General features: G+C 69.9%; 17 protein-coding genes. 8 read left to right on the forward strand and 9 right to left on the reverse strand.

Translation table 11 applies throughout. The annotated features are described in order from the left end of the window. Positions 1–92: 92 nt before the first annotated feature. The 4 genes from ABIE45_RS07680 to dnaK all read right to left on the reverse strand — a co-directional run bounded on the left by ABIE45_RS07680 (position 93) and on the right by dnaK (position 4,865). Positions 93–413, reverse strand: coding sequence for a hypothetical protein (locus tag ABIE45_RS07680; RefSeq protein WP_192706167.1), 321 nt, complete (start codon positions 411–413; stop codon positions 93–95). 354 nt (positions 414–767) lie between these two features. Continuing rightward, the gene (locus ABIE45_RS07685; protein ID WP_192706168.1) at positions 768–1,406 is read right to left on the reverse strand and encodes a class I SAM-dependent methyltransferase; all 639 of its coding nucleotides are present in this window, start codon (positions 1,404–1,406) and stop codon (positions 768–770) included. Positions 1,407–1,546: 140 nt separating this feature from the next. Beyond that, positions 1,547–2,695 (reverse strand): molecular chaperone DnaJ, encoded by a 1,149-nt coding sequence (gene dnaJ, locus ABIE45_RS07690; protein WP_192706169.1) that lies wholly within the window; start codon positions 2,693–2,695, stop codon positions 1,547–1,549. Positions 2,696–2,948: 253 nt separating this feature from the next. Then, entirely contained in the window at positions 2,949–4,865 is a 1,917-nt protein-coding gene (gene dnaK, locus ABIE45_RS07695; RefSeq protein WP_192706170.1) for a molecular chaperone DnaK, read from the reverse strand. Between the two features lie 391 nt (positions 4,866–5,256). On the opposite strand from dnaK, the gene ABIE45_RS07700 reads away from it, so the two are divergent. Continuing rightward, positions 5,257–6,249: a hypothetical protein gene (locus ABIE45_RS07700; RefSeq protein ID WP_192706171.1), complete on the forward strand. Its 993-nt coding sequence runs from the start codon at positions 5,257–5,259 to the stop codon at positions 6,247–6,249. A 112-nt stretch (positions 6,250–6,361) separates the two neighbouring features. Here ABIE45_RS07700 and ABIE45_RS07705 read toward each other — a convergent pair whose 3' ends face one another. Continuing rightward, positions 6,362–6,982, reverse strand: a complete 621-nt coding sequence (locus tag ABIE45_RS07705) for a YqgE/AlgH family protein (protein ID WP_192706172.1) — start codon at positions 6,980–6,982, stop codon at positions 6,362–6,364. 181 nt (positions 6,983–7,163) lie between these two features. On the opposite strand from ABIE45_RS07705, the gene ABIE45_RS07710 reads away from it, so the two are divergent. Then, positions 7,164–7,643, forward strand: a complete 480-nt coding sequence (locus ABIE45_RS07710) for a peroxiredoxin (protein WP_192706173.1) — start codon at positions 7,164–7,166, stop codon at positions 7,641–7,643. Between the two features lie 92 nt (positions 7,644–7,735). After that, entirely contained in the window at positions 7,736–8,377 is a 642-nt protein-coding gene (locus ABIE45_RS07715; RefSeq protein ID WP_192706174.1) for a DedA family protein, read from the forward strand. Positions 8,378–8,382: 5 nt separating this feature from the next. Here the strand turns inward: ABIE45_RS07715 and ABIE45_RS07720 are convergent, their stop codons facing one another. Together ABIE45_RS07720 and ABIE45_RS07725 are read right to left on the reverse strand one after the other, a co-directional pair. Further along, positions 8,383–9,132, reverse strand: coding sequence for a restriction endonuclease (locus ABIE45_RS07720; protein WP_192706175.1), 750 nt, complete (start codon positions 9,130–9,132; stop codon positions 8,383–8,385). 98 nt (positions 9,133–9,230) lie between these two features. Continuing rightward, positions 9,231–9,644: a MucR family transcriptional regulator gene (locus tag ABIE45_RS07725; RefSeq protein WP_192706176.1), complete on the reverse strand. Its 414-nt coding sequence runs from the start codon at positions 9,642–9,644 to the stop codon at positions 9,231–9,233. A 410-nt stretch (positions 9,645–10,054) separates the two neighbouring features. Between ABIE45_RS07725 and ABIE45_RS07730 the strand changes: the two genes are divergently transcribed. Next, a complete protein-coding gene (locus ABIE45_RS07730) occupies positions 10,055–12,730 on the forward strand; it encodes a bifunctional acetate--CoA ligase family protein/GNAT family N-acetyltransferase (RefSeq protein ID WP_192706177.1) in 2,676 nt (891 codons plus the stop codon). Positions 12,731–13,029: 299 nt separating this feature from the next. Here ABIE45_RS07730 and ABIE45_RS07735 read toward each other — a convergent pair whose 3' ends face one another. Beyond that, positions 13,030–14,682 (reverse strand): L,D-transpeptidase family protein, encoded by a 1,653-nt coding sequence (locus tag ABIE45_RS07735; RefSeq protein ID WP_192706178.1) that lies wholly within the window; start codon positions 14,680–14,682, stop codon positions 13,030–13,032. Between the two features lie 388 nt (positions 14,683–15,070). Between ABIE45_RS07735 and ABIE45_RS07740 the strand changes: the two genes are divergently transcribed. Further along, positions 15,071–16,189 carry an acyltransferase gene (locus ABIE45_RS07740; RefSeq protein WP_192706179.1) on the forward strand — a complete coding sequence of 373 codons (1,119 nt, stop codon included), beginning with the start codon at positions 15,071–15,073 and terminating at the stop codon, positions 16,187–16,189. Here ABIE45_RS07740 and ABIE45_RS07745 read toward each other — a convergent pair. Then, complete coding sequence (locus ABIE45_RS07745) at positions 16,176–17,354, reverse strand: endo-1,4-beta-xylanase (RefSeq protein WP_192706180.1); 1,179 nt, start codon at positions 17,352–17,354, stop codon at positions 16,176–16,178. The genes ABIE45_RS07740 and ABIE45_RS07745 overlap by 14 nt on opposite strands. 154 nt (positions 17,355–17,508) lie before the next feature. Here ABIE45_RS07745 and ABIE45_RS07750 point away from each other — a divergent pair, with 154 nt between their 5' ends. From ABIE45_RS07750 to ABIE45_RS07760, 3 genes are all read left to right on the forward strand, one after another. Continuing rightward, complete coding sequence (locus ABIE45_RS07750; RefSeq protein ID WP_192706181.1) at positions 17,509–18,351, forward strand: SDR family NAD(P)-dependent oxidoreductase; 843 nt, start codon at positions 17,509–17,511, stop codon at positions 18,349–18,351. Between the two features lie 210 nt (positions 18,352–18,561). Continuing rightward, positions 18,562–20,034 (forward strand): glucose-6-phosphate dehydrogenase, encoded by a 1,473-nt coding sequence (gene zwf, locus ABIE45_RS07755; protein WP_192706182.1) that lies wholly within the window; start codon positions 18,562–18,564, stop codon positions 20,032–20,034. 121 nt (positions 20,035–20,155) lie between these two features. Then, positions 20,156–20,356: a hypothetical protein gene (locus ABIE45_RS07760; protein ID WP_192706183.1), complete on the forward strand. Its 201-nt coding sequence runs from the start codon at positions 20,156–20,158 to the stop codon at positions 20,354–20,356. The last annotated feature ends 5 nt before the right edge of the window (positions 20,357–20,361 follow it).

Genomic DNA, 20,361 nt, shown 5'->3' on the forward strand with positions numbered 1-20,361 from the left:
TCGAGCGGCCGCACCCGGGTGGCGGCCGGGCGCGGCTGCGATGTCCTGAAAAGGCGCGCCCCGCTCACGTGGAACGCGCGCCCCTCAGGAGCCTACCAGCGGCCGTGGCCGTGCCGATGACCCCAGCCGCCGTGGTGATGGTGACGCGGGCCGAAACCATGGTGGCGCCAGCCGTAATGGTGCCCCCGACCCCAGCCGCCGTGATGGTGATGGCGCGGGCCGAAACCGTGGTGACCCCAGCCGCCATGGCGGTGACCGTAGCCATGACCGTACTGGACGGTGTGGACCTCGCCGGAACCCTGCTGCAATCCTGCGTCGCGGCTCAGCGGCGCGGCCATGGCCGGCGCCGCGAGGGCAAGGCCGCCGAAGGCCAGCGCTGCAGCCAAGCGGGTGCGTGCGGTCTTGGTGAACATCGAGGTTCTCCTGTTCCACGCCGGGCGCGATTGCGCGTCCGGCCGTGTCTCAGGTGTGAACCGTTGAAGTTGACATCAACGTGAGCTGCTCGCTCAGCCCGTGTTCAGGTCGACCCGGCCGCCGCTTCTGAAACGTCTGCTCTTCTCCGCGTTCGGGGGCGCGTCGACGCATAAGCCTTCACCCGTCATCCCGGGGTCGCGCAGCGGAGCCCGGGATCCAGAAACGCGGACCTGCCAAGACCTTGCACGGACGGTGCTTCTGGATTGCGGGCTCGCTTGCGGCGCGCCGGAATGACGGGGTGGTCGATCGCTGCCGTCTGGACAATCGTCCCTGCAGCGAGGGCCGTGTTCAGCTCAGGGCCGGCGGTAGACCCAGACCCGAGCCGGCGGCAGGTTCAGCCAGACCCGGTTGGAGCGGTCGGCGGTGTAGCTGCCGGCCTCGCAGCGGGCCGGGATCGGCGGCACCACCGCGTAGGTGAACTGCACGAACGGCGCGCCCGGCTGCATCAGGTCGTGGGCGGTGTTGAGCAGGTCGAGCCGCTGCTCCAGCGGCTTGGTGAACAGCGGCAGGCTGGAGATCGTCGCGGCGGCGGGCTGCGTGAGCACGGCCTTGAGGCTGGCGCGCATGTCGTAGGCGTCGCCGCGGATCACCGTGACGCCGGGGAACCTATGCGTGAGCAGGCGGCAGAAGTCGGGGTTGAACTCGACGAGGATCAGCCGCTCCGGCGCAACGCCGCGCCGGATCAGCGCCTCGGTCACCGGGCCGGTGCCGGGCCCAAGCTCGACGACCGGGCCTTCCCGCCGCGGATCGACGTAGGATGCCATGGTCCGGGCCAGCATCTTGCCCGAGGGCGTCACGGCACCCGTCACCAGCGGTCGCTCGAACCAGGAGCGGAGGAAGCGGGCCTCGTCCTCCAAGGGGTCGCGCCGCGGCCCGAAAATCGCGCTCCTGGCGGCAGGAGCCTTCGCGTTGGGACGGCGGAGCGGCGGCAAGTCCTGGATTCCTTGATGCCGGATGAGAATGAAAGGCTAGAGAACGGCGCTGTCTTACAGTCAAGCCGGGACGGCGCCTAGGGTACGCAGGCCACGCCGACCGCATGCATAACAGGTCTTCCCCGGTTTGGGATCCGACCTCACGGACGGACGGTGCCGCCGAAGAAGTCCCGCACCTTCGAGAAGAAGCCCGCGGATTCGGGGTGGTTCTCCGGGGAGGCCGACTGGTCGAACTCCTGGAGCAGCTCGCGCTGGCGCTTGGTCAGGTTCTGCGGGGTCTCGACGAAGACCTGGATGTAGAGGTCGCCGACCTCCCGCGAGCGGAGCACCGGCATGCCCTTGCCCTTGATGCGGAACTGCTTGGCGGTCTGCGTGCCCGCAGGGATGCGCACCTGGGTCTGCGAGCCGTCGATCACCGGCACGGTGATCTCGCCCGACAGCGCGGCGGTGACCATCGAGATCGGCACCCGGCAGAACAGGTCGGCGCCGTCGCGCTGGAAGAACTCGTGCTGCTTGATCGACAGGAAAACGTAGAGGTCCCCCGCCGGGCCGCCGCGCAACCCGCTCTCGCCCTCTCCGGCGAGCCGGATCCGCAACCCGTCATCGACGCCCGCCGGCACGTTGATCGAGAGGGTGCGCTCGCGGTTGACGCGCCCGGCGCCCTGGCAGGCGGTGCAGGGATCGTCGACGATCTCGCCGCGGCCGTGGCAGTTCGGGCAGGTGCGCTCGATGGCGAAGAAGCCCTGTGCGGCCCGGACGCGGCCGTAGCCCGCGCAGGTCGGGCAGGTCCTGGGCTTCGAGCCGGGCTTGGCGCCGGAACCGTCGCAGGCCTCGCAGGTCACCGAGGTCGGAATCTTGATGGTCTCGGCCTTGCCGGCGAAGGCCTCCTCCAGGGTGATCTCGAGATTGTAGCGCAGGTCGGCCCCACGCTCGCGGCCCGGCGCGCCGCCGCGCCCCCGGGCGCCGCCGGCGGCGCCACGGCCGTCGCCGAAGAAATTGTCGAAGATGTCCGACATGAAGTCGCCGAACTCGTTGCCGAATCCGGGTCCGCCGGCGCTGCCCTGGCTGAAGGCCGCGTGGCCGAACCGGTCGTAGGCGGCGCGCTTCTGGCCGTCGGAGAGGCACTGATAGGCCTCGTTGATTTCCTTGAACTTGATCTCGGCGTCCTTGTCGCCGGGATTGCGGTCGGGATGATAGGTCATCGCGAGCTTGCGGAAAGCGACCTTCATCTCGCTTTCCGTGGCGGTCTTGGTGACCCCCAGGATCTCATAATAGTCCCGCTTCGACATCCCGCCCTCAGGTGCCTTCCCGTCGGCCCGAACTTCGGATCGCGACGCTTCTACTCTCGCTTCGTCATTCCGGGGCACCGCAGGCGAGCCCGGAATCCAGAAGCACTGCCCGTGCAGAACGTTGATCTGTCGGCGCTTCTGGCTTCCGGGCTTCGCTTCGCGTCGCCGGAATGACGGAGCCTTCGGATCAGCTGCCCACGCAAACGCAGGGCCGGATCGCTCCGGCCCTGCGCGGTCGTATCAGAAATGCGCCTCAGGCGCGCTTCTTCTGGTCCTTCTCGTCGACCTCCTGGAAGTCGGCGTCGATGACGTCGTCCTTCTTCTCGGAGGCCGCCGCCTCGGCACCGGCGTCCGGGCCGGCCGCCTGATTGGCGGCGTACATGGCCTCGCCGAGCTTCATCGAGGCCTGCATCAGGTCCGTGGTGCGGGCCTTGATCGCCTCGACGTCCTCGCCCTCGAGCGCGGTCTTGAGCGCGGTCATCGCGGTCTCGATCGCCCCCTTGTCGGAGGCCGGGACCTTGTCGCCGTACTCGGTCACCGACTTCTCGGTGGCGTGGATCAGGCTCTCGCCCTGGTTCTTCACCTCGACGAGCTCACGCCGCTTCTTGTCGGCCTCGGCATTCGCCTCGGCGTCCTTGACCATGCGCTCGATGTCGGCGTCCGAGAGGCCGCCCGAGGCCTGGATGCGGATCTGGTGCTCCTTGTTGGTCGCCTTGTCCTTGGCCGTCACGTTGACGATGCCGTTGGCGTCGATGTCGAAGGTCACCTCGATCTGCGGCATGCCGCGGGGCGCCGGCGGGATGCCGACGAGGTCGAACTGGCCGAGCAGCTTGTTGTCGGCCGCCATCTCGCGCTCGCCCTGGAAGACCCGGATCGTGACCGCGTTCTGGTTGTCTTCCGCCGTCGAGAAGGTTTGGGACTTCTTGGTCGGGATCGTGGTGTTGCGGTCGATGAGCCGGGTGAACACGCCGCCCAGTGTCTCGATGCCGAGCGACAGCGGGGTCACGTCGAGGAGCAGCACGTCCTTGACGTCGCCCTGGAGCACGCCCGCCTGCACGGCGGCGCCGATGGCCACGACCTCATCCGGGTTGACGCCCTTGTGGGGCTCCTTGCCGAAGAAGGACTTCACCACCTCCTGGATCTTCGGCATGCGGATCATGCCGCCGACCAGCACCACCTCGTCGATCTCGGAGGCCGACACGCCGGCATCCTTGAGCGCCTTGCGGCAAGGCTCGATCGTCCGCTGCACCAGATCGTCGACGAGCGACTCGAACTTCGCGCGGCTGAGCTTCAGCGCGAGGTGCTTCGGGCCGGTGTTGTCGGCGGTGATGTAGGGCAGGTTGATCTCGGTCTGAGTGGCCGAGGACAGCTCGATCTTCGCCTTCTCGGCGGCCTCCTTGAGGCGCTGAAGGGCGAGCTTGTCCTTGGTCAGATCGATGCCCTGCTCCTTCTTGAACTCGGCCGTCAGATACTCGACGACCCGGTTGTCGAAGTCCTCACCGCCCAGGAAGGTGTCGCCGTTCGTCGACTTCACCTCGAAGACGCCGTCGCCGATCTCCAGGATCGACACGTCGAAGGTTCCGCCGCCGAGGTCGTAAACGGCGATCGTGCCGGACTTCTTCTTGTCGAGGCCGTAGGCGAGCGCCGCCGCGGTCGGCTCGTTGATGATGCGCAGCACCTCTAGGCCCGCGATCTTGCCGGCATCCTTGGTGGCCTGACGCTGGGCGTCGTTGAAGTAGGCCGGGACCGTGATGACCGCCTGCGTGACCGGCTGGCCGAGATGCGACTCGGCAGTCTCCTTCATCTTCTGCAGCGTGAAGGCGGAGATCTGCGAGGGCGAGTACTTCTTGCCGTCCGCCTCGACCCAGGCGTCGCCATTATCGCCGCGGGCGATCTTGTAGGGCACGAGGCCCTTGTCCTTCTGGGTCATCGGGTCGTCGTAGGTCCGGCCGATGAGCCGTTTGATGGCGAAGAACGTGCGCTCGGGGTTCGTGACCGCCTGGCGCTTGGCCGGCTGGCCGACGAGCCGCTCGCCGTCGTCCGTGAAGGCGACGATGGACGGCGTGGTGCGCGCGCCTTCCGAATTCTCGATGACCTTGGGCTGCGTGCCTTCCATCACGGCCACGCAGGAATTGGTGGTGCCGAGGTCGATGCCGATAACTTTACCCATGGTGGGATCCCTCTTTGTGTCGCGTTCAAGCAGACCGCCGAGCCCCGAAGCAGCTCGGCCCATGGCGGTGTACGGAGGTGATGTGAGTATGGGACCCGGGCCGGATCAAGGGCCGTGAACGGCTGAAACCCAGCGCGCAATCCCGCGTCGAGGGCGATATAAGAAGCCCGCAACGGGCTCGCAAGGCGAAGCCTGCACGCGGCGATCGGCCGGGCGCAGCGTTGCTATCTCCTTGTGTTCCCGGCAGGATATCGCCCGAGACTGCGATCCTGCCGGATGGCGTGATGGCATTTTGTTGCTTCGCTGCCACGTCCGCGCCATCGAGGGCGTGTTAACGTTTCGACAAGGGGTTGCGTGTGGCCCCGCCACTTCGTGTCCCCCGTAGAGAACGATGCGTCTGAACCGCAGCTTCCTGCTCCCGATCCTGGCGGTCGCCGTCGCGGCGCCCGCGATGCTGACTTCGCCGCCTGCGCATGCGCAGAACTTCTTCGAGCGTCTGTTCGGCATCAAGCCCGATCGACCCCCGGTGCCGCCCCGCGGCGTTCCCGAGGCTCCGCCCGCGGCACCCGCGCCGGGCGCACCCGGTGAGCCTGGGCAGCCTCCAGCGGCGGAAGCGCCGCGCCCCGCGCCCGTGCCGGCGCGCCCGGTCGTGCTCAAGGCTCCGTCGGAGGACGGCATCCTCGGGCAGGAGCTCATGCTGAACGGGTTGTCCGGCGCCCTGAAGCTGGAACGGTCCGGCACCGCGATCACCGCCCGGATCAAGCTGCCGGGGACCAAGATCTCGCAGCCGGCCGAGACGTGCACGGTGCCGCTCGCGGGCGGCAATCCCGTCTCGTTGAGCGCCGAGGGCAAGCCCGAGGGCGTCCCGCGTTTCGAGGCCGCCGGGGCCGAGTGCCCGCTGCGTTTCGACGTGACCGAGGGTGGGATCCTGGTCTCGACCCTCGGCTCAGGTCCGGTCTGCACCTTCTCGGCCGCGGACTGCGCCACGACCCCCACGGGTCTCTGGGGGCCGGCCGCCGCCACCCTGATTCCGCGGGCCGGCGAATTCGACACGGGTCGGGGCGTCGCCGACAAGGCCGTGCGCGACAATTACAAGCTCATGACGCAGCGGGCCCGGCGCGAGGACGTGCGGCCGATCGTAAGCGAGCAGGCTGCCTTCTCGTCGGATCGGGAGCAGCTCTGCCGCACCTATTCTCGGGAAGGCTCGCACGGGTTCTGCCACCTGCGCGTCACCGAGAACCGGGCTCTGGCCCTGGCCACCCGCCTCGGTGCCAACACGGCGGTTCCGACCGCCGCGGCCGCGCCGCGCCGGCCCCGGCCGAAGCCCGCCGTCGAAGGCATGAACCCGGACGCGGGCGGCGGTGCCGACGCCGTTCAGGAATAGGCCACCGCGCCGATCCGCGCCTCATCGCCGGCTGGCAGTTCGGCTCGAGCGCCCTTGCGCGCCAAGCAATGCAACCCGGCGCAACGTGAGGCCAGTCGCGCTCCCGGCCGGATCAGGCCCGGCCGGCGGTCATCGACAGCATCGCGGGGTCGATGCCGTTCGCCCGCAGGGCGAGGTCGTACTTCGCGTCGAGGTCGGCGTTGAAGATCAGGGCCGGATCGGCCGGGCAGTTGAGCCAGCCATTGGCCATGATCTCACTCTCCAGCTGGCCCGCCTGCCAGCCGGCATAGCCGAGCGCCAGCACGGCGCTCGCCGGTCCCTCGCCGCTGGCGATGGCCCGAAGGATCTCCACGGTCGCCGTCAGGCAGATGCCGTCGTCGATGATCAGCGTCGATTGCTGGATGTGGAAATCGTCGGTGTGGAGGACGAAGCCGCGTCGTCCCTCCACGGGACCACCCATCAGGACCGGCATGTGACCGACGCGCTCGCGCAGGCGGATCGCGTCCGCCTCGGGCGCCACGTCGAGCTGGACCAGCAGATCCGGCATGCTGATGTCGGTCGCCGCCTTGTTCACGATGATGCCCATCGCCCCGTCGGCGGAATGGGCGCAGACGTAGATCACCGAGCGGGCGAAGCGCTCGTCCGCCATCCCCGGCATCGCCACAAGGAACTGGCCGTCGAGGAAGTTCGGTCCGGAGAGCGCGGAACGCGCGGGCGACGCTGGGTTCTGCATACCCACATGCTACGCGGTGCCCTCCGCTTGTCCAGCGGACAAAGCGCGCGACCGGCTTGGCGCGGCGTCATGAGCACCGGACTTCAAGCACGCGGCTTCCTCGACAGGTCCTGTCTGTCACGCTAGGTCAGGCGCGCTGCTCACGCGCGCAATCTTGGCGCGCGGCAACGAGGAACCCGCGATGATCCAGGTTGGCGACCATCTGCCCCAGGCCACGTTCCGGGTGACCGGTCCGGAAGGCCCGATCGCCCGCACCACCGACGACGTGTTCAAGGGCCGGCGCGTGGTGCTGATCGGCGTGCCCGGCGCCTTCACGCCGAGCTGCCACCGCAACCACTTGCCGGGCTTCGTCACCCACAAGGACGAGATCCTCGGCCGCGGTGTCGATGCGATCGCTGTGACCAGCGTCAACGACGTGTTCGTGCTCGACGCCTGGTCGAAGGCCAGCGGGGCCGAAGGCCTGGAATTCCTCGCCGACGGCAATGCCGACTTCGCCAAGGCGATCGGCCTGGAGATGGACGGCACCGGTTTCGGTCTCGGCATGCGCTCGAAGCGCTACTCCATGCTCGTCGAGGATGGCGTCGTGCGCATCCTGAACGTGGAAGAGACTCCCTCTAAGGCGGAGGCCTCGGGTGCGGAGGCGCTCCTGAAGGTGCTCTGAGCCGGCTTCCCGCCCTCGGCGAGCCCTTTTAAGGCCACGTTCCGCCCGCTTCTGTCTTCGGGCTTTGCCCGAAGACCGGCCTCGAGGACCGCATGGCCTTCCTGAACGACCTGCCTATCGCCGATCTGATCGCGAATTACGGCTACATCGCCATCTTCGTGATCATCACCCTGGAAAGCGCCGGCGTGCCCTGCCCGGGCGAGACGGTGCTGATCTCGGCCGCCGTCTATGCCGGCAGCACGGGCAACCTCAACATCGGCCTCGTGATCGCCGCGGCCGCGGCGGCCGCGATCCTGGGTGACAATGTCGGCTACTGGGCCGGTCGCCGCTGGGGCATGCCCCTGCTTCTGCGCTACGGACACGTGATCGCCCTCGATCACGGACGCCTCAAGCTCGGCCAATACCTGTTCCGCCGCCATGGCGGGAAGATCGTGTTCTTCGGCCGCTTCACCGCGATGCTGCGTGCCTACGCGGCCCTGCTGGCGGGCGTGAACCGCCTGGATGCCCGCCGATTCTTCGCCTTCAACGCGCTGGGCGGGATCACCTGGGCGGCCAGCATGGGCATCGGCTCATATTATTGCGGGCGCTCGATCGAGCACATCGTGGGTCCGGTCGGCCTGACGCTGCTGGCCCTGGTGGTGTTCGGCGGCCTGGCCCTCTGGCTGTTCGTGCGTCGGCACGAGGCGCGCCTGCTCGGCGAGGCGGAGATCGCCATTCCCGGCCCGCTCGCCTGAAGCCGTCACCGCGCGGCGAGGTCGAGCGCGGCGAGGGCATCGTGATGCAGGAGCAGCACGCCCGTCGCGGCCGCGAGCCGGCGGGCCGCCGGCGTGAATCCGGCATTCGACACGACCGCGGCGCGGTCGCCCGCCCAGTAGCGCTGGGCCGCCGCCGCTTCCTGCACCGCGGCATTGCCGACGGGCTTGCTCAGCCGCTTGCACTGAACCACGAGGCGCAGGCCGTCACGCACTGCGACGATGTCGGCACCCTGATCGCCGCTCGCCGGCGTCCTGTGCGCCCGCCAGCCGGCCTCAGCGAGGCGATCCGCGCAGAAGCGTTCGTACTCGAGCCCCTCCTCCGGAGCGTCCTCCTCGTCCGGGAGCGCGACCGCAGCGGCCTCGGCCTCGACGATCGCCAGCATCCGCTCGCGCTCCGAGACGGCGAGATCGGCGTAGCGTGGACCAATCTGCGGCAGCACCGTGCGATCGAGGAAGTACGCCCGCTCGCGCAGCCAGCCGTCCTCGATCCAGTTGCCGTAGGCGTCGCAGAAGCTCTCCTGGCGCCGCCGGAGCGCCAGGGTCTCGCCATGCGCCCGGGCGATGCGGCGGACCCGAGCCCGGAACCGGCGGGGCCGGCCGACATGGCGCGTCAGGACCAGCGCGAGAGCGGCGCCCGTCGCCGCGAAGCCGGGTGTGCCGAACCAGAACCCGAATGGGCAGCCGATCACGGCCGTCCAGAACAGGCGGGCGACGGGGCTGGGCTTGCCGGACATCGGGTCTCGGGAGTGCGGAGGGGCGTCCGACCCTCGCAAGCTCCCCTTGCCCGATACCTAAACCGGGGCTGGAAAGCTGTGGATGCGCGTGGACGCGCTCAGCCTTTCCGGCGCTGATGGCCGAGCCCCATGCTCTTGGCGAGGCTGGACCGGGCGGCCGCATAGTTCGGCGCCACCATCGGGTAGTCGGGCGGGAGACCCCATTTCTGACGGTACGCGTCGGGCGTCATGTCGTAATGGGTGCGCAGGTGGCGCTTGAGCGACTTGAACTTCTTCCCGTCCTCCAGGCACACGATGAAGTCCGGCTGGACCGAGCGCCGGACCGGGACGGCAGGCCGTAACTCCTCCGCCGGCGCCGCCGCCGGCTGGCTGAGCCCATGCAGAGTCGCGTGGACGGCCGCGATCAGGCTCGGCAGTTCCGGCGCGGGCACCGGATTGTTGCTCACGAACGCCGATACGATGTCGACCGACAGCGTGAGATAGTCCGGTTGCCCTTCAACCGTGGCATCCATCCCGCAATCTCCTCGTGATCCCTGGCCTCGGCCGTCGCTCTGCGCCGAAGGGCCGGAATCTGTTTCTGGTTGGCCCGATACAGGGTAGTTGAGGCGCAGTTACTATGGTGGCGCGAATTTGATGGCAAGACCAATCTAGATCGGTTCACAAAATCCGTTTTGACGACGGTAAAGGTTGATAGATATTGGACATCGCGGGTGTCTCTGTAGGGCCCGGCAGCCCCGGAGCCGCGTCCGACAGGGGCGGGCCGATCGGGCATTGCCCGTGCGGCGGGCTGCGCCATCTGGTAGAGCGGCGCAGGCCTGGAGGCTCGCCGGATCCCGATGCCAGCGAGGGACACCGCATGCACGCCGGCACGCATCCCCCACAGGATCTCATCCCGTGACGGCGGACCTGTGAGCGGCCGGTCGTGAGTACCTATCGGTTCGACAAGCTGCTGGCGCCCCGCTCGATCGCCCTGGTCGCGGCCATGACGCGGGAGGGCTCGCTGGGTCGCAGCGTGCTGGACAGCCTGCGCGGCGCCGGCTTTCCGGGCGCGATCATGCCGGTGCAGCCCGATCAGGCCACCATCGACGGCCTGCCCTGCGTGCCACGGATCGCCGATCTGCCAGCCGTCCCCGATCTCGTCCTGATCGCGGTGCCGCCGCCGGGTGTTCCCGACGTGGTGGCGCAGGCCGCCGCGATCGGCGCCGGGGCGGCCGTCATCCTCACTGCCCGGCTCGGCTCGGAGCCGGACGATCCCGGGCCGACGGCCCATCGGATCGCCCGTGCGCATGGCCTGCGCCTGCTCGGGCCTGACAGTGCCGGGCTCGCGGTGCCGGGCGCCAAGCTCAATGCCAGCCTCTTCGCCCATGCCCCCAAGGCCGGGGACCTCGCGCTCGTCTCGCAATCCGGCACCGTCGCCGCGGCCCTCGTCGAATGGGGCGCCCGCCACGGGACCGGCTTCTCGGCGGTCCTGTCGCTGGGCAGCGTGCTCGATATCGGCGTGGCCGATTGCCTGGATCACTTCGCCGCCGATTACCGCACCCGCGCGATCCTTCTGTGCCTCGACCGGGTCGCCGATGCGCGCCGGTTCATGTCGGCGGCGCGCGCTGCGGCCCGCGCGAAACCCGTCGTGGTTCTGCGCGCCGGCCGTCACCGCCCGGACAGGCGCGCGGCCGTGACCCATACCGGCGCGCTGGCCCGGCCGGACGCGGTCTACGCGGCGGCCTTCCGGCGGGCCGGTCTCCTGGCCGTCCAGGATCTCGACGAGATGTTCTCCGCGGTCGAGACCCTCGGGCGCCAGCGTCCGTTCCCGGGCGACCGGCTGGCCATCCTGTCGAACGGCCGCGGCATCGGCCTGCTCGCCGCCGACCGGCTGATCGAGAAATCGGGCAGCCTTGCCGGAGCCGCCGCAGCCGAGGGGCGTCCGGCCGGCAATCCGCTCGACCTCGGCATCGACGCGGCGGGCCCGGCCTTCTCGGGCGCCCTGGGCCCGATGCTCGTGGACCGGACGAGCGATGCCGTGCTGGCGATCCACGTCCCGACCGCCCGCTCGGAGGCCGGCGAGGTCGCGAGCGCGATCGCCGACACGGTCAAGCGGGCCCGGGCCGGCCAGACGCGCAAGAAGCCGGTCTTCGCGGTCTGCCTGGGCGACGCCGAGGCCGCGCGCGACGCCTACGCCCGGGCCGGGATCCCGCATTTCACCACCGATTCGGAGGCGATTGAGGGCTTCCTCCATCTCGTGCGTTACCGCGAGGCGCAGGACGACCTCATGCGCACGCCGGGTTCGCTGCCGCGCGACTTCTCCCCCGATACGGCCCGCGCCCGCTCGATCATCGCCGGCGCCCTCCGTCAGGGCGCCGCGTGGCTCGATCCGGTCGCGGTGAACGGCCTACTGGAGGCCTACGGCATCCCGACCGTCCCTATCACCCTCGCCCCCGACAAGGATGCGGCCGCCGCCGCCGCGTGGCCGATCATCGCGGCGGGCGGGGCCGTAGCCCTCAAGGTCGTCTCTCCCGACGTCGTGCATAAATCCGATGTCGGCGGGGTCCATCTCGACCTCACCAGCGAGGCCGATGTCCGCGCGGCCGCGGGCAGCATCCTGACCCGGGCGCGCCGGGAGCGGCCGGATGCGCGGGTCACCGGTTTCGCCGTGCAGCCGATGGTGCGCAGGGGCCAGCGGCGCGAGCTTATCGCCGGCCTCGCCGAGGATCCGGTCTTCGGCCCTGTCGTGGTTTTCGGCCGCGGCGGCACGGCGGTGGAGGTGATCGACGACCGGGCGCTCGGCCTGCCGCCCCTGGACCTGATCCTCGCCCGCGACCTCATCGGCCGCACCCGCGTCGCCCGGCGTCTCGACAGCTACCGCGACGTGCCGGCGGCCGACCTGCCGGCGATCGCGCTGACGCTGGTGAAATTGTCCCAATTGGCCGCCGACCTGCCGCAGGTCCGCGAACTCGACATCAACCCGTTGCTCGCCGACGAGACCGGCGTGCTGGCACTCGACGCCAAGGTCCGGATCCATCGCTCCGAGAAGAGGCAATACGGCCGCGGCCATCCGCGCTTCGCGATCCGCCCCTACCCGGCGGAGTGGGTTCGCACCCTCAATCTCAAGGACCGCACGATCCGCGTGCGGCCGGTTCGACCCGAGGACGAGGGCCTGTTCCTGACCTTCTTCAAGGGGCTCGACCCGGAGGATCTGCGTCTGCGCTTCTTCGGGCCGGTGCGCGAGTTCAGCCATGCCTTCCTGGCGCGGCTCACCCAGCTCGACTATGCCCGGGCCATCGCCTTCGTGGCCACCGAGGTCGAGCCGAACGGTGGCGAGCGGATGCTCGGCGCTGTGCGGCTGCACGCCGACGCCAACCACGAGAGCGGCGAGTACGCGATCGCGGTGGGCCGCGACGTCCGGGGCACGGGTCTGGCCTTCGCCCTCATGCGCCTGATGATCGACTGGGCGCGCTCGGAGGGGATCGGCCGGGTCGAGGGCTCGGTGCTGGCCGAGAACAGGCCGATGCTGGCCGTCTGCCGCCGCCTCGGCTTCGCGCAGAGCCGCGACCCGGAGGATCCCGGCTTGGTCAAAGTGCGGCTGGATCTGGCGGGGGCTTGATGCCTGCTCGGATGCAGGACGCCTTCGTCGCTAAGCCCCCGCCATCGTCATCCCGGGTCCGCGGGAGCGGAACCCGGGATCCAGACCTACCGACGCGGCAAGCCTTTCACCGACACGGCGTCCGGATTCCGGGCCCGCCTGCGGCGCCCCGGAATGACGCTGAGGGGTGACCCTCGAGGACGTCAGGCTTCGCGAGGCTCTAATCCGAAAGCCCGCACCCGTGAAATGGCCGCTGTCGGTGGCGTTCCGGACGATCTGGTGGCGCAAACACGAGCGCTCATCGACATCGCGGGGTTGGGTCAGCGGATAGCGTCAACGGATTCCAAAGTGCGGCGCTCCGCCGTGGGCTTGGCCGAAGCGGGCTTCGTCGGGCCGGGCTTGGCCGCCGCTGCGGGCATCCCAGCGGGTCTGGCCGTCGGCGCGGCGGCGGCCGGCTTCACAAGCGCGGGGACGCTGCCCGCAGGCGGGATCGCGCCGGTGGCCGCGGGTTCCGGAGCCGGCGTGTCGAGATTGTAGATGTCGTCGCGGAAATGCGCCTTGCCGTCCGGGGTGGCGTAGCCCGTGAGGTACACGAAGGTCACCGGAACCGGCTTGGGCAGTTTGATGTCGCGGCGCTCGCCGTCGGCGATGCCGGTCTCGATCTCGATCGGCCCCCAGCTCGTGCCCGGGCCGTTCGGGCCGTCGGTGCCCTGCAGCAGCCACCCGACGAGCTCCTTCACCTGCCCGACGCGGACGCAGCCGTGGCTGTGGAAGCGCACGCTGGCGGCGAACAGCGATTTCGCCGGCGTGTCGTGCATGTAAACGGCAAAGCGGTTCGGCATGTCGATCCGCACCTGGCCTAGCGAATTGTCGAAGCCGGAATCTTGCCGCAGCGTGTAGTTGACGGCCTTCTCGCCCGCCCAATCGATCTTAGTCGGGTCGACCTCGCCGGAGGGCCCGAGGATCCGGATGTGGTTCTTGGCGAGATAGCCCGGATTCTTGCGCATTTGCGGGATGATCTCGTTCTTCACCACCGAGGCCGGGACGGTCCAGGTCGGGTTGAAGTTGATGTCGGTGATGCGCGTCTCCACGGCTGGGGTCGCCTTGTCGGGGGAGCCGACCACCGCGACGTAGCGGCGGACCACCGTGCCGTTCTCCACCGCCTCGACGACGGCCGAGGGGATGTTGACCAAGACGTAGCGCTCGCCGAACGGGAATTTCGAGCCCATCAGCCGGGACGCCGAGGCGGCGAGCTGACGCTGACGCACCGAGGCGGGCACGTTGAGCGCGTTGATCGTGAGCCGGCCCAGGATGCCGCTGTCGGGCAAGCCGTGGCGGCCCTGGAAGGCCGCGATCGCGGCTACGAGGGGCGGATCGAGGCGGTCGCTCGGGGGCGCGTCCGCCGGCAGGTCGCCGGTCAGGGTCAGATGGTGGCGCAACGCCGGGATCGCCGGGTTGCGCTCGCCGGGCTTCAGGCGCGCGAGATCCTCGGGCAGCCGCTCCCAGCCGCCGGCCTCCGCAAAGGCCGCGTAACGCTCCGCCGCCCGAAGCGTGTCCAGGAAGGTGCGCGCCGTCAGCGTCGGGTTCGGGTCGGCGGAGACCTTGGCGTAGACGAGGGGCGCCGGCTCACGCGATTTCCGCGCCGTCTCCTGCGGCTTGCCCGGGAGGGGCTTTGATTCGGGGGATGCCGTCTCCACGGGCTTGGATTCGGCCGGCTTCGTCTCGGGGCCTTTCGCCTCCGGCACCTTGGTCTCCGGGCCCTTGCCGGCCGATCCGGTGTCCGGGCTCGGCGGCAGCGTAGCCGGAATGGCGCGCGGCGGTACCGGCCCCGGAGGCGGGCTGGCCGCCGGGACGGCCGCGGGGGCGCCCTGCGCCAGCGCCGCGACGGACGTGCCGAGCAGCGCCAGGAGCGACAGGCCCGTACCGAGACGGGCACGCGGGCCGGCAGGACGGCGGGGTGGGACCGGGACCATACGCAACACTCCCGACGCGCTCAGGCGGCGCGACCGGGCCGGATGATGGGCCGGCGTGGTTACCAATCTCCTCCGGCCATGAGAGTGGCCCGAGACCCGGATTCACGATCCTGCAATTGGTTCAGCCGCGTGAGGTTTCGTGCGGATGTCAGCTGGCGCGAAAACGGCGCTTATACATTTTATGACGTGCTGGCTTCGGCACCGCCGTCTTTGCGAGCGGAGCAAAGCAATCCAGACAGCGCCCCGTTCATCGACGGCGCGCTGCCCTGGGTCACGTCGCTCCGCTCGCGATGACGGCGTGAGACACCTCAATCGAAGCGTTCCATCGGACACCGCATGGCTGGTCCGCCACGGCTGCCCAGACCCAGACAGGAGATCGGTTCCCGCCATGCCGCATCCCGGAGACCCGTGTCCCGCAGCGATGCCCTACCTGCCGCAGCTCGACGGGGTTCGGGCGCTCGCCATCCTGATCGTGTTCGCGGCCCATTGCGGCTACAGCCACATCGTGCCGGGCGGCTTCGGCGTCACAATCTTCTTCTTCCTCAGCGGCTATCTGATCACCACGCTCCTGCGGATCGAGCGGGCACGGACGGATGCGGTCTCGCTCTCCGCCTTCTATCTGCGGCGGAGCCTGCGCATCCTGCCGCCGATGTACCTGACGCTGCTCGCCTCCGGAGCGCTCTACGCGGCGGGTCTCCTCGACTGGATGCCCGTCGCGCCGGCGGCGGTGCTGGGTCAAGTGACGTTCCTGACCAACTATCCCGGTCTGTTCGGCACCGAGGCGGTCCTGCCGGTGCCGCTCTGGAGCCTCGCGATCGAGGAGCACTTCTACCTCGTCTTCCCGCTGGCCTTCGTGCTGTGGCTCGGGCGTCTCGCGCCGCGCCGGGCCGCGCTCGCCTGTCTGGCACTCTGCGCGGCGGTCCTGGCGATCCGGTGCAGCAATGTCTGGCGATTGCCGGATTACAGCCTGAACTACAGCTGGACCCACACCCGCATCGACGCGATCCTGTTCGGCTGCTGCCTCGGCCTGTGGAACAACCCGGTGATCCCGGCCGACCGGGCTCGGCGCCCCACGCTCTGGCAGGTCGCCGCCAGCCTCGCGGTGATCCTCGGGACCCTGGCGGTCCGCGATCCCGCCTTCCGCGAGAGCCTGCGCTACACGCTCCAGAGCGCCGCCCTGTTCGTGCCCTTCGCGTACCTGCTGCACGGGGAGGGGTCTCTGGTGCGGGTGCTGGCGAGCCGGCCGATGCGGCAGCTGGGGCTCTGGTCCTACAGCTTCTACCTCGCCCACATGACGGTGGTGGCCCTGGTGCTGCACCTGCGGCCTGGACTCCACGGGTTCGGGCTGATGCTGGCGGCCTTCCCGGTGACGCTGCTCTGGTGCTGGGGCATGTACGGCCTCGTCGAACGCCCCTGCGCGCGACTCCGCCGCCGCCTCCTGGCGGACCGGCCGCCGGAGCCGAGTCTCGCCGAGGACAGCCGTCGGGCCGGCGTCACGCCCGCCTGAGCTTGTCGCGGGTGGCCCTGTGATCCGGCGCGGCCTCGAAGGCCGCCTTCACCGCGTGCCAGAGCGGCTTGCGCTGGAACTGCGCGTCGAGCGGCAGCGCCCGCTGCGGCAGGCCATCGGGTCGCTTGCGGTAGGGGTGGTCGTTCAGCCACGTATCCGGGTCGTAGATGTCCCAGGTCACGACATCGAGGCAGGCGGGCTCGTCCAGCACCACGTCGAGGAAGCGGCGGGCGAAGTCGGCCACCCTCCGGTCGCGGGTGGCCACGTCGGACGGAAACGCCCGGTCGTCGATGTCGAGCTCGGTGATCTCGATCCCGAGCCCCATCTGGCCGATCTCCCGCAGGAAGCGGCGCAGCTGGCCCTGGTCGATCGGGATCGTGCTGGTGAGATGCGATTGCAGGCCGAAGCGCCGGATCGGCACGCCGCGGGCGCGCATCGCCTCCAGGCGGCGCAGGACCTTGGTGCGTTTGGCCTCCATCCAGGGCACGCCCTGCTCCACCGCGTCCTCGTTCCACGTGCCGGCCGCCGTAGGGTCGGTCTCGTGCAGGATCCGGAAGGCCAGGTCGACGTAGCCGGGGCCGATCGAGGCGAGCCAGGGCGAGTCGCGCAGGCCGCCGCCGCGGTCGGGATCGGCCTCGTTGCCGAGGATCTCGTTGACCACGTCCCAGGCGACGATCTGGCCCCGGTAATGCCCCGCGACCGTCTCGATCCAGCGCCGCATGAAGTCCTCGGCCTGGACGGCGCTGGCCCGGCCGAGCAGTGGCCCGACCCAGGGCGGCAGCGCCGCGTGCCAGACGAGCGTGTGGCCGCGCATGCGCTGGCCGTTCGCTCGGGCGAACCGCAGGATGGCGTCGCCGCGGGCGAAGTCGGTCTTGCCGGGGGCGGGCAAAACCTCCTCCATCTTCATCTCGGTGCCGCAGACGAGGAGGCCGCACTCGCGTGCCACCGCCTGCCGGTAGGCGGGGGTCGCGTCGAAGCGGTGGAACGGCACCTCGCAGCCGTAGAGCAGGCCCTTGGCCGACGCGGCCGCCTGGAGGCTGTCGCCCGACCAGGATGGGCGGCCGGGAGGGCCGAACCCGGCCGGACCGGCCGCCCGCGCCGTCGCCGCGAGACCGAGGGTGGCCACACCGGCCAGGATCGACCGGCGGCTCGGGGGAGGGGGCATCCGGGTCCTGGAATCCTGAGGGCGCAGCCTCACCCTAACAGACGCCGCTCCTGGGGCGATCCGCGGGTTCTGCGGGGTTTCGGTACGCTGCCGCGAACTCGCCTTCCTCCAGGCTCGCCCCATCTGATGGGCGCCAGTCAGCCGAGGATCCGTCATGAGCCAGCACCCCGCGATCAGCCCCGGTCGCAACGTGGTCGTCACCGGTGCTGCGAGCGGCATCGGGCTTGCCGCCGCGCAGGCCTTCGCCCGGGCCGGCATGAATGTCTGGCTCGCCGACCTGCCGGGGCCGGCCCTGGACGCGGCCCGGGCCGCCGTCGCCGAACTCGCCGCCGTCGAAGTGCGCGCCGTACCCACCGACGTTTCGGACCGGGGCGCCGTGGAGGCCCTGGCGGCCGCCGTCGCCAAGGCCGGACCGCCCGCCCTGGTGATGCTGAATGCGGGGATCGAGGCCGGCGGAAAACTGTTCTCCGACGCCGATACCTGGGCGCGGATCCTGGGCACCAACCTCGGCGGCGTGGTCAACGGCATCCACGCCTTCGCACCCGCCATGATCGAGGGCGGCAAGGCCGGGGCGATCATCGTCACCGGCTCGAAGCAGGGCATCACCACCCCGCCGGGCAACGCGCCCTACAACGTCTCGAAGGCGGGCGTGAAGGCGGTCACCGAGGCGCTCGCCCACGAGTTGCGCAACCGAGAAGCGTGCCAGACCACCGCGCATCTCCTGATCCCCGGCTTCGTCTATACCGGGCTCACCAAGGCCCGCGGCGTCGCCGAGAAGCCGGCCGGCGCCTGGACGCCCGAGGAGACCGTGGCGTTCATGCTGGAGCGGCTCGCCGCCGGCGACTTCTACATTCTCTGCCCCGACAACGAGACCACCCGCGCCCAGGATGCGAAGCGGATCGCCTGGGCGTCCGGCGACATCGTCGAGAACCGGCCCGCCCTGTCGCGCTGGCATCCGGACTACGCCGAGGCGTTCAAGCGGTACATGGAGGGCTGACCCAATCGGCCTCGCGCTGCCCTGAGTCACTTCGCTGCGCTCGCGAAGATTGAGCGTGACGCGATCGGGTCGCCCGGACCTGTCGCGGCCGAGCCCCGGCCCGGGCAGCGCAGGCCTGCGCCCCTCGTCTGGCGAAGCCCTTGCACACGGGCTAGGTCAGTGCGACGCAGCCGCCGCACGAGACCAGCGCACGACAACCGGGAGCCGCACTTGGCCACGATCATCCCCGTCGCTTCCTTCGACTGCGTCGTGTTCGGCGCGACTGGCGATCTGACCGCGCGGAAGCTGCTGCCGGCGCTGTTCTACCGCTTCCGCGACGGCCAGATTCCCGAGACGAGCCGAATCATCGGTGCCTCGCGTTCGGAACTGTCCATCGACGCCTTCCACGAGCACGCCCGCGACGCCCTCAAGCGCTTCGTGCCGGCCTCCGACCTGACCGAGGACATGCTCCAGCGCTTCCTCGACCACGTCGACTACGTGGCGGTCGACGGCGCCGGCGACAGCGGCTGGACCGACCTCGTCGCCAAGCTCGACGAGCGGCCCGACCAGGTCCGGCCCTACTATCTCGCCACCTCGCCCGACCTCTACGGCTCGATCTGCCGCAACCTCGCCGCACACGGGCTCGTCGGCGAGAAGTCCCGCGTCGTGCTGGAGAAGCCGATCGGCAAGGACCTGAAATCGGCCCGGGCGATCAACGACGCGGTCGGCGAGGTCTTCCCCGAATCGCAGATCTTCCGGATCGACCACTACCTCGGCAAGGAGACGGTCCAGAACCTGCTGTCGCTCCGGTTCGCCAACACGATCTTCGAGCGGCTCTGGACCTCGGATGTGATTGACCACGTCCAGATCACGGTCGCCGAGACCGTGGGGGTCGAGGGGCGGGCCGGCTACTACGACACGTCGGGCGCCATGCGCGACATGCTGCAGAACCACATCCTGCAGCTCCTCTGCCTCACCGCGATGGAGAGCCCGCTCAACCTCGAAGCCAATTCGGTCCGCGACGAGAAGCTGAAGGTGCTCCGCGCCCTCAAGCCGATCACCGCCCACGACATCCAGTTCGCCACGGTCCGCGGCCAGTACGTGGCGGGCGCCGTCGACGGCAAACCCGTGGAGGGCTACCTGACCGAACTCGGTCACGAGAGCCGGACCGAGACCTTCGTGGCCATGAAGGTCGAGATCCAGTCCGGGCGCTGGGCCGGGGTGCCGTTCTACCTGCGCACCGGCAAGCGGCTGCCCCAGAAGCTCTCCGAGATCGTGGTGCAGTTCCGCGCCTCGCCCTTCTCGATTTTCCCCGAGGAGGCCTTCGGCCGCGAGCCGAACCGGCTGGTGATCCGCCTGCAGCCTCAGGAGGGCATGAAGCTCGAGGTGATGACCAAGGATCCCGGTCCCGGCGGCCTGCGCCTGCGCCCGACCGACCTCGACATCTCCTTCGAGGAGACCTTCAAGCAGCGCTATCCCGACGCCTACGAGCGCCTGCTGATGGACGTGGTCCGCGGCAACGCCACCCTGTTCATGCGCCGCGACGAGGTCGAGGCCGCCTGGGCCTGGGCCGACGGCGTGCTCAAGGCCTGGGCCGATCGGCCCGAGGCGCCGCGGCCCTACCCGGCGGGGAGCTGGGGGCCGACCGCCGCCATCGCGCTGATCGAGCGCGATGGCCGGACATGGCACGAGGAATTGCGGTAACGACGCGCGCCGGTTTACGGCCAAGCTGCCTTGATGCGGTCAAGCCAGATGTGAACACTGTCTGTGCCGCCGATCACCGCCCCACAAGAGGGTGGATACGGTATGCACGAGGGATCATCACATGCTGGCCACCCATCAGGACCCGGCCGCGCAGGCCGAGCGCCGCTTGGAGCGTTCGGTCGCCGCCGCCCTGCGCGTCATCGCCGCCGCCCATGTCGAGCGGCAGGCGCCGCCGATCTCCGCCGCACGCCGCCGCCTGAGCGAGGTGTACGGCGCCACCCGTCTCGCGCGTCGCCTGGAGCAGGAACGCCGGACCGCCTGAACGCG

This window comes from Methylobacterium sp. OAE515 (assembly GCF_041806315.1).
Classification (GTDB): Bacteria; Pseudomonadota; Alphaproteobacteria; order Rhizobiales; family Beijerinckiaceae; genus Methylobacterium; species Methylobacterium tardum.

Bases quoted from the DNA above. Each gene is read 5' to 3' on its own strand.
- ABIE45_RS07700 (WP_192706171.1), top strand. From the start codon at position 5,257: ATGCGTCTGAACCGCAGCTTCCTGCTCCCGATCCTGGCGGTCGCCGTC.
- dnaK (WP_192706170.1), bottom strand. From the start codon at position 4,865: ATGGGTAAAGTTATCGGCATCGACCTCGGCACCACCAATTCCTGCGTG.
- ABIE45_RS07735 (WP_192706178.1), bottom strand. From the start codon at position 14,682: ATGGTCCCGGTCCCACCCCGCCGTCCTGCCGGCCCGCGTGCCCGTCTC.
- ABIE45_RS07680 (WP_192706167.1), bottom strand. From the start codon at position 413: ATGTTCACCAAGACCGCACGCACCCGCTTGGCTGCAGCGCTGGCCTTC.
- dnaJ (WP_192706169.1), bottom strand. From the start codon at position 2,695: ATGTCGAAGCGGGACTATTATGAGATCCTGGGGGTCACCAAGACCGCC.
- ABIE45_RS07740 (WP_192706179.1), top strand. From the start codon at position 15,071: ATGCCGCATCCCGGAGACCCGTGTCCCGCAGCGATGCCCTACCTGCCG.
- ABIE45_RS07750 (WP_192706181.1), top strand. From the start codon at position 17,509: ATGAGCCAGCACCCCGCGATCAGCCCCGGTCGCAACGTGGTCGTCACC.
- ABIE45_RS07760 (WP_192706183.1), top strand. From the start codon at position 20,156: ATGCTGGCCACCCATCAGGACCCGGCCGCGCAGGCCGAGCGCCGCTTG.
- ABIE45_RS07725 (WP_192706176.1), bottom strand. From the start codon at position 9,644: ATGGATGCCACGGTTGAAGGGCAACCGGACTATCTCACGCTGTCGGTC.
- ABIE45_RS07710 (WP_192706173.1), top strand. From the start codon at position 7,164: ATGATCCAGGTTGGCGACCATCTGCCCCAGGCCACGTTCCGGGTGACC.
- ABIE45_RS07705 (WP_192706172.1), bottom strand. From the start codon at position 6,982: ATGCAGAACCCAGCGTCGCCCGCGCGTTCCGCGCTCTCCGGACCGAAC.
- ABIE45_RS07715 (WP_192706174.1), top strand. From the start codon at position 7,736: ATGGCCTTCCTGAACGACCTGCCTATCGCCGATCTGATCGCGAATTAC.
- ABIE45_RS07745 (WP_192706180.1), bottom strand. From the start codon at position 17,354: ATGCCCCCTCCCCCGAGCCGCCGGTCGATCCTGGCCGGTGTGGCCACC.
- ABIE45_RS07720 (WP_192706175.1), bottom strand. From the start codon at position 9,132: ATGTCCGGCAAGCCCAGCCCCGTCGCCCGCCTGTTCTGGACGGCCGTG.